The 8,902-nt window shown below is 65.9% G+C and carries 1 protein-coding gene; it reads right to left on the reverse strand.

The features are described from left to right. Window positions 1-8,902 (reverse strand): amino acid adenylation domain-containing protein (locus ACM6IM_RS03240; protein ID WP_414864136.1); only part of this gene is annotated, 8,902 nt, incomplete at both ends.

An 8,902-nucleotide genomic window follows, 5' to 3' on the forward strand; every position in this document is an offset into this window, starting at 1 on the left:
CGCATTGCGAGCGATGATCAGCGAACCGCCGTTGGCCAGGGTGACGAACAGCTCCCACACCGACAGGTCGAAGCACACCGAGGTCGAGGCCAGCACGCCCTGGATGTCGTCGCGGCGGTACACCGACTGCGACCAGTCGATCAGCGCCGACACGTTGCGGTGGGCGATGGCCACGCCTTTCGGTTGGCCGGTGGAACCGGAGGTGTAGATCACATAGGCCAGGTTGTCCGGGGTGACGCGGCTCAGCGGCGCGTGCTGTGGATAACCCGACCACGCGTGTGCGGCCTCCATCAACAGCACTTGAGTGTCACTGGCTACGGTCAGGTTTTGCGCCACTGCCGATTCGCTGATCAGCACGTGAGCGCGGCTGTCTTCGAGCATGTAGGCCACGCGCTCGGCCGGGTAATCCGGGTCCAGCGGCACGTAGGCGCCACCGGCCTTGAGCACCGCCAGCAGCGCCACCAGCAGTTGTTCGGAACGCTGCATGGCCACGCCGACCCGCACTTCCGGGCCGACACCGAGTTCGATCAGCTTGTGCGCCAGGCGGTTGGCCTGGGCGTCGAGTTCGGCGTAGCTCAGGTTCAACGTGCCGAACGTCACCGCCAAGGCCTCGGGCGCAGCGGCAACCTGGCGGGCAATCAGTTCATGGATGCACAGGTGGTCAGCGAAGCCTTCGCCGACCGGGTTCCAGTCATGGACGATGCGTTGTTGCTGTGCAGGATCGAGCAGGCTCAATTCGCCGAGGCAGCGTTGGCCGCCGTCGAGCATCTGGCTCAGCAAATGCTCAAGCTGGGTCGCCAGTTGCGCCAGGGCCGCCGCCTCGAACGCGCTGCGTTGATAGCTGAAATGCAGCGCCAGCTCGCGCTCCAGGCTCACCAGCAAGGTCAGCGGGTAGTTGGTCTGTTCGCGGCTGGCCACCGGGCCGAAGCGCAGCCCCTGCGGTGCGCCCTGCTCCAGGGCTTGGGCGATCGGGTAGTTCTCGAACACCATCAACGTGTCGAACAGCGCTTCACCGCCCTGCCCGGCCCAGCGCTGAATGTCGAACAACGGCGTGTGCTCGAATTCGCGCAGCGCCAGGTTCTGCGCCTGTACCGCCTGCAACCAACTGTCGAGCGACTGCTCGGCACGCGGCGTGGCGATCACCGGCAAGGTATTGATGAACAGGCCGATCTGCTGCTCCACGCCGGGCAAGTCCGCCGGCCGCCCGGCGACCGTGGCGCCAAACGCCACGGTGTCCTTGCCGCTGTAGCGTTGCAGCAGCAACAGCCAGGCCGCTTGCACCAGGGTGTTGACCGTGACTTTCGACGCCCGGGCAAATTCGCCGAGGCGCGCCGTCAGCTCGGCGTCCAGCACCTGGAAATGGTCGCCATAACCTTCAACATTCACCGCCGGCGACGCGAGGGCTTGCGCCAGTCGCGTCGGCTCTTGCAGGTCGCGCAGGGCCGGGGTCCAGAAGGCTTCGCTGGCTGCCGCATCCTGGCACTGAAGCCAGCCGATGTAATCGCGATAGCGCCCGCTGTTCGCGGCGACGAACTGACCGCTGTAACGTTGCAGGACTTCACCGAGCAACTGCGAATTGCTCCAGCCATCCATCAGGATGTGGTGGTTGGTGTAGATCAGGTGATGGCGCTGCTCGTCGAGACGCACGATCACCAGGCGCAACAAGCTCGCATCGCTCAGGTGCAGGTTCTGCCGTTCGCTGTCGGCCAATGCCTGCAAGGCCTGGTCGGGCTGCGGGTGGGCGCGCAGGTCGTGCAGGCTGTAAGGCATCGGCGCGTGTTTGCTGACCACCTGCACCGGGTGCGGCAACTCGCCCTGCCAGACGAAGCGCGTGCGCAGGATGTCATGGGCCTCGACCGCCGCTTGCCAGGCCTGGTGGAAGCGCTCGGGGTCAAGGCCTTCGACGTCCAGGCGCATCTGGTTGATGTAGTCGCCCGAGGTCTCCTGGTAAACCGCGTGAAACAGCATGCCCTGCTGCATCGGCGACAGTGGGTAAAGGTCCTCGATCAGCGCTGCCGGCAACGGCAGGCGGTCCAGTTGCGCCTGGCTCAGACGGGCCAACGGGAAGTCCGACGGCGTGACGCCGTGGTGACCGGCCTGGCAGCAATGACCGATCAGCGCTTGCAGCTCCTGCGCGTAGTCGTCGGCCAGGCGCTGGATGGTCGCCTCATGGAACATCTCGCGGCTGAAGGTCCAGCCCAGGTTCAGCTCGCCGCCATACACCTGGCCGTTGAGCGCCAACAGGTTGGCCAGTGGCGCTTCGGCATCCAGCTCATCCCCGGCCGCCTCGGCGGACGGCACGAACAGAGCGCCGTCGGCCTCGGCAAAGCTGCCATCGAACTGGCCCAGGTAGTTGAAGGTCAGGCGCGGCACGGGCAACCGGGCCATGGCCTCACGTGCAGCCGTGTCGCCCAGGCGGGCCAGTGCGCCGAAACCGATGCCCTTGTTGGGGATCGCGCGCAGTTGTTCCTTGATCTGTTTCAGCGACTCGCCGAGGTCGGCCACCGGAGTCAGTCGGGCCGGATACAGGCTGGTGAACCAGCCGACCGTGCGTGTCAGGTCGACGTCGTCGAACAACGCTTCACGGCCATGACCTTCAAGCTGCACCAACGCACTGTCGGAACCGGTCCAGCGCACCATGACCCTGGCCAGCGCCGTCAGCAGCAGGTCATTGACCTGTGTGCGATAAGCCGCCGGAGCGTCTTGCAGCAATTGACGGGTCAGGTCCCGGTTCAGCTGCGTACGCACCGTCACCGCGTGTTTGTGTTGCAGCCCGCCCTCGGGGTTATCCAGCGGCAAACTTGCATCGGCAGCGTGCAGTCGTTGTTGCCAGCCGGCCAGTTCGGCCTGCAACGGCACACTGCAGGCATAGCGGTGCAGGTGCTGCGCCCAGGTCTGGGCCGCCATGGTTTTTGCCGGCAGTCGCAGCGGTTCGCTTCGGACCAGTTGGCCGTAGGTGGTTTGCAGGTCGTCGAACAGGATCCGCCACGACACGCCGTCCACCACCAGGTGATGGATCGCCAGCAGCAGCCGCTGGCTGCCATCGCCCAGGTGAGCCAGCAGCGCTCGCAGCAGCGGCCCCTGTTGCAGATTCAGGCTGCGTTGCGCGCTGTTGGCGGCGGCTTCCAGCTCTGCGGCGCCGGCAATGTCCACCGACCACACCAATGCTTCGCTTCGGCTGCCCGGCGCTTGATAGTGGGCGTGCCAGCCGTCGGCCTGTTCGACGAAGCTCAGGCGCAAGCCGTCGTGATGCTCCACCAACGCCGCCAGGGCCTGCTCCAGCACATCGGCGCGCAGGGGTTGCGTGGGTTTGAGCATCACGGCCTGGTTCCAGTGCTGACGCTCGGGGATGGCCTGCTCGAAGAACAGCTGCTGCACCGGCAACAGCGGGAGTTCGCCGGTGACCGGTCCCTGATCGATCCGTTGTACCGCCACACCGACCTGCGCGACCTGAGCCAGTGCCTGGAGCGTCTGGTGCTGGAACAGGTCTTTGGGGGTAAAGCGAATCCCGGCCTGACGGGCACGGCTGACCACTTGAATGGAGATGATCGAGTCGCCGCCGAGCTCGAAGAAGTTATCGCTCAGCCCGACCTGCTCAAGTTTCAGCACGTCCTGCCAGATCGTCGCCAGCTGCTGCTCCAGCGCGCTGTGTGGCGCCACGTAGGCTTGCTGCAACTGGCTGACGTCAGGCTTGGGCAGGTTCTTGCGATCCAGTTTGCCGTTGGGCGTCAGCGGCAGACGTTCCAGAACCAGCAGATAGGCCGGAACCATGTGCGCCGGCAACGTGGTCTTCAACTGCTCGCGCAGGGCTTCGGCAAAATCGCTGCGCGCGGCGTTCAGCGCGTCGGCCACCACATAGGCCACCAGGCGCTTGCCGCTGCCGGCGCTGCCTTCCTGGGCCACCACCACCGCTTCGCGCACCCCGGCCAAGGCTTGCAGGCTGGCTTCGATTTCCCCCAGCTCGATACGGAAGCCGCGGATCTTCACCTGGTTGTCGATGCGATCCAGGTAATCGAAGGTGCCGTCGGCCCGTTGCCGCACCAGGTCCCCGGTGCGGTACAACAAGCCTCCGTGGGTGCTGAACGGATCGGCGACAAAGCGTTCGGCAGTCAGGCCGGGGCGATTCAGGTAGCCCCGCGCCAGCCCCGTGCCGCCCAGGTACAGCTCACCCGCCATGCCTTGCGGCAACAGGTTGAGGTCGGCGTCGAGCACGTAGGCACTGCGGTCGCCGATGCGGCTGCCGATCGGTGCATACGCAGCGCCGCACGGCACGTCGCGCCCGGCCTTCCAGATCAGCGGCGTGACCACGGTTTCGGTCGGGCCGTAGCCGTTGATGATGTAGTCCGGATCGAGGGCGCGCTTGACCCGCTCGAAACTGGCGGCCGGCACGGCGTCGCCGCCGAAGCAGTAGATCCGCACTGTCGGCGGATGACCTTCACGCTCGGCATGTTCGGCCAGTTGTTGCAGGTACACCGGCGGGAACGCCACCACGGTCACGCCGTGTTCGCGCATCGCGTTGTAGGTCTGCTCCGGCGTCCACAGGCTGTCATCGCGAATCAGCAGCGAGGCACCGTGGGTCAGGCTGGTCAGCCAGCGTTCGTGGGCGCCGTCGAAAGCGAAGGACATGAAATGGAATTCGCAATCGCTGTCACGCATTTCGTAGCGCTCGCCGATGGCCTGGCAATGCATCGCCAGCGGACCGTGGGCGACGCTGACACCCTTGGGATTGCCGGTGGAACCCGAGGTGTAGATGACGTAAGCGAGGTTCCGCGGATCGATTGCCACCTGCGGCGCACTGGCGGGCTGATCCTCGAGGTCGAGGCGATCCAGTTCCAGCCGCTCCACCGCGCCGTGCACCGGCAATTGCGCGGCCACCGAAGAATCGGTCAGCAACAACGCCAGGCCCGAGTCCTGAATCAGATAGGCCAGCCGCTCACGCGGGTATCGGGTGTCCAGCGGCACGTAGGCGCCTCCGGCCTTGAGCACCGCCAACAACGCGACGATGACCTCTTCACTGCGCGGCAAGGCCACGCCGACCCGGGTTTCCGGGCCGACACCCCGGGCGATCAAGGCATGGGCCAGGCGGTTGGCCCGCTGATCGAGGGTGCCGTAGCTGAAGTGCTGGCCGGCGAAGATCACCGCCGTCCGCTCGGGACGCTGCGCCGCCCATTCGGCAATGCGCTGATGCACCGCCACGTTGACCGGATACGGTTGCGGATGATTGTCCGCTTGCTGCTGCGCTCGTTCGGCGGCATTGGTCAGGGCGATTTCACCCAGGCGACGCTCGGCAGACTCGGCGAACTGCTCCAGCAGGTGCAACAAGTGCGCGCTGATGCGCTCGATGGCCGCCGCCGGGAACAGCGACCGGTCATAGCTGAAGTGCAGGGCCAATGCCTGCCCCAGCGTCACGGCAATGCTCAGCGGGTAATGGGTCTGTTCCAGGTTGGCCACGTCGCCGAACACCACGCCTGGCTCGGCGCCTTGTTGCAGCGCCTGGGCAATCGGGTAGTTCTCGAACACCAGGATGTTGTCGAACAGCGCCTCGCCACTCTGCCCGGCCCAGCGCTGCACGTCCGCCAACGGCGTGTGCTCGAACTCACGCAGACTGAGGTTTTGCGCCTGTACGGCTTGCAGCCAGGCCGCGACGGTCTGGTCCGGACGCGGCGTACCGATCACTGGCAAGGTGTTGATGAACAGACCGACCTGTTGCTCGATGCCGGGCAGATCGGCCGGGCGACCGGCGACCGTGGCGCCGAAGGCCACGCTCTCATGACCGGTGTAGCGTTGCAGCAACAGCAGCCAGGCGGCTTGCACCAGGGTGTTGACGGTGACTTTCTGCTGGCGGGCAAACGCTTCCAGGCCCAGCGTATTCGCAGGCGTCAGGGTCAGGTAATGATCGCCATGGCCGCTGAGGCTGTCGTTGCCCGCCACCACCTGGGCCAGGCGCGTCGGCTCCTGCAGCGACGCCAGCTGTTCGCCCCAGTAAGCCTCGCTCGCCTGGGCGTCCTGACGCTGCAGCCAACCGATGTAATCGCCATAACGCCCACCCGTGGCCGGTGGCGTTTGACCGCGGTAGCGTTGCAGGACTTCGCCGAGCAGCTGCGAATTGCTCCAGCCATCCATCAGGATGTGGTGATGGGTGTAGATCAGATGCCAGCCATCGGCAGCGGTTTGCACCAGCACCAGACGCAGTAACGGCGCCTGGGTGAGATCGAAGCCCTGCTGGCGCTGGTCGTCGGCCAGGTCGTCCAGCGCCACGGCCAGATCGCCGTGCTCACGCCAATCGAGCACGCTGAACGGCAATTGCACCTGTTTGTGGACGATCTGGACCGGCTGCTCCAGCTCGCCCTGCCAGACAAACCCGGTGCGCAGAATGTCCTGCGCCTCGACGGTCGCTTGCCAGGCGGCGCGGAAACGCTGCGGATCGAGGCCCTGAACGTCGACCCGCAGCTGATTGATGTACTCGCCCGCCGCCTGTTCATACAGGGTGTGGAACAACAGACCCTGTTGCATCGGCGACAAGGGATAGAGGTCGTCCAACTGGCCGGCCGCCACCGGCAAACCGTCGAGTTGCGCCTGGGTCAGGCGCGCCAGCGGGAAGTCCGATGGCGTGGCCTGCGGGAGGTCGAGGGTGCAGCAATGTTCGATCAGCGCGTCGAGTTCGGCCACATAATGGCCGGCCAGTTGCTCGATGGTGCGGCGGTCGAACATCTCGCTGCTGAAACCCCAGCTCATCGCCAGCTCGCCGCCATACACCTGGCCCTCCACCGTCAGCCAGTTGGCCAATGGCGCGCCGGGATCCTGCGCTGCGCCGCTGCCTTCGCTCGAGGGTACGAACAGCGCCGCGTCGTCGAACTGGCGATCGAACTGCCCCAGGTAGTTGAAGGTGATGCGCGGTACGGGCAGGGCTGCCAGCGCTGCGCCGACCGCAGGTTCGGCCAGGTAACGCAGCGCGCCGTAGCCCAGGCCCTTGTCCGGCACGGCTCGCAGTTGTTCCTTGATGGTCTTGATCGATGCGCCGACCTCGGCGCCAGGCGTCAGCTTGACCGGGAACAGGCTGGTGAACCAGCCGACGGTGCGGCTCAGGTCGATGTCGTCGAACAGGTCTTCGCGACCATGGCCTTCGAGCTGGATCAGCGTGCTGCCCTGCCCGGTCCAGCGACACACCACACGCGCCAGCGCCGTCAGCAGCAGGTCGTTGACCTGGGTGCGATAGGCTGCGGGCGCCCCTTGCAGCAGCTTGCGGGTCTGTTCGGCGTCGAGTCTGATCTCGACTTTCTGCTCGAAACGATTCTCCAGGGCGCCGTTGGCGCGATCGCAAGGCAAGTCGCCCTGCACGTCGCGCAGTTGCGCCTGCCAGTGATCGAGGCTGTGGAGGAACACTGGCAGGTGCGCTTGCAGGCGCGCCGCCCAGCGCTGATAGGCGCTGGTCTTGGCGACAGGCCGCATGACCGTTCCGTCCCGGGCCTCGCGGTAAAACTGCTGCAGATCTTCCAGCAGGACGCGCCACGACACCCCATCCACCACCAGGTGATGGATCACCAGCAGCAAACGCTGGCTGCCATCGTGCATGTCCACCCGCAGCGCTCGCAGCAGCGGGCCCTGTTGCAGGTCGAGGCTGCGCTGCGCCTCTTCGCAGAGCTCCAGCAAGGCTTGCGCCGAATCGGCCCGGCGCTGCCACAGCAACGAATCCGCCGTCGGCCCCGTATAGGCCTGCTGCCACCCCGCGGCGCTGTTCTGGTAACGCAGGCGCAAGCCGTCGTGGTGCCTGAGCAATTGCCCCAGGGCCTGCTCCAGCGCCTCGCCATCCAATGGCTCACGCGGGATCAGCAGCAGCGACTGGTTCCAGTGCTGGCGCTCGGGGATAGGTTGCTCGAAGAACCAGTGCTGCACCGGCGTCAGGGCCACAGCGCCGACCGCGAGCCCCTGGTCGATGGAGCTCTGCTCAGCCTGGCGCGCCACTTGCGCCAGGCTGCGGATGGTCTGGTGCTGGAACAGGTCCTTTGGGCTCAACACGATGTCGGCCTGGCGGGCACGGCTGACCACTTGCATCGAGACGATGGAGTCACCGCCCAATTCAAAGAAATTATCTTCCAGGCCCACCGAGTCGATGGCCAGGACGTCTTGCCAGATCGCCGCCAGGGCTTTTTCCAGGGCGCTGTGCGGCGCGACGTGTTCACGCTGCTGCCAGGAACCATCGACCGCTGGCAAGGCCTTGCGGTCGAGTTTGCCATTGGGGGTCAACGGCAGCGCATCGAGGAACAACAGGTAGGCCGGGACCATGTAATCCGGCAAATGCTCACGCAGCGCGGCCTTGAGGGTTTCCCGCAGGCCGGCCTGCACCTCGGCATCACCCACCACGACCGCCGCATCGCTCGGCACGATGTAGGCCACCAGCTGCTGACCGTTGACACTGTCCTGAGCCAGCACCGCCAGTTCGCGCACCGCGTCCTGTTGCAGCAGGCGCGCTTCGATTTCGCCAAGCTCGATACGGAAACCGCGCACCTTGACCTGATGGTCGATGCGCCCGACGTATTGCAGCGAACCCTCTGACTGGTAACGCACCAGGTCACCGGTGCGGTACATACGCTCGCCATTTCGGGCGAACGGGTTCGGCACGTACTTCTCGGCGGTCATCGCCGCGCGCCCCAGGTAGCCACGGGTAATGCCCGCGCCGGCCAGGTACAGCTCGGCCGAGACGCCTTGCGGCACCGGTTGCAGGTCGGCATCCAGCACGTAGCTGGCGGTGTGGTGCAGCGGCCGGCCGATGTTCGCCGTGCCGCCTGCGGTGCGGCGGGTCCAGGTGGAATAGGTGGTGTCTTCCGAGGGGCCGTACAGGTCGTAGACGTGCTCGACCGTTGGCTGTTCGTAGAGCGCGTCCACCAGCGTTTGCTTCAGTGGT

Source organism: Pseudomonas sp. IT-P12, assembly GCF_949767465.1.
Classification (GTDB): Bacteria; Pseudomonadota; Gammaproteobacteria; order Pseudomonadales; family Pseudomonadaceae; genus Aquipseudomonas.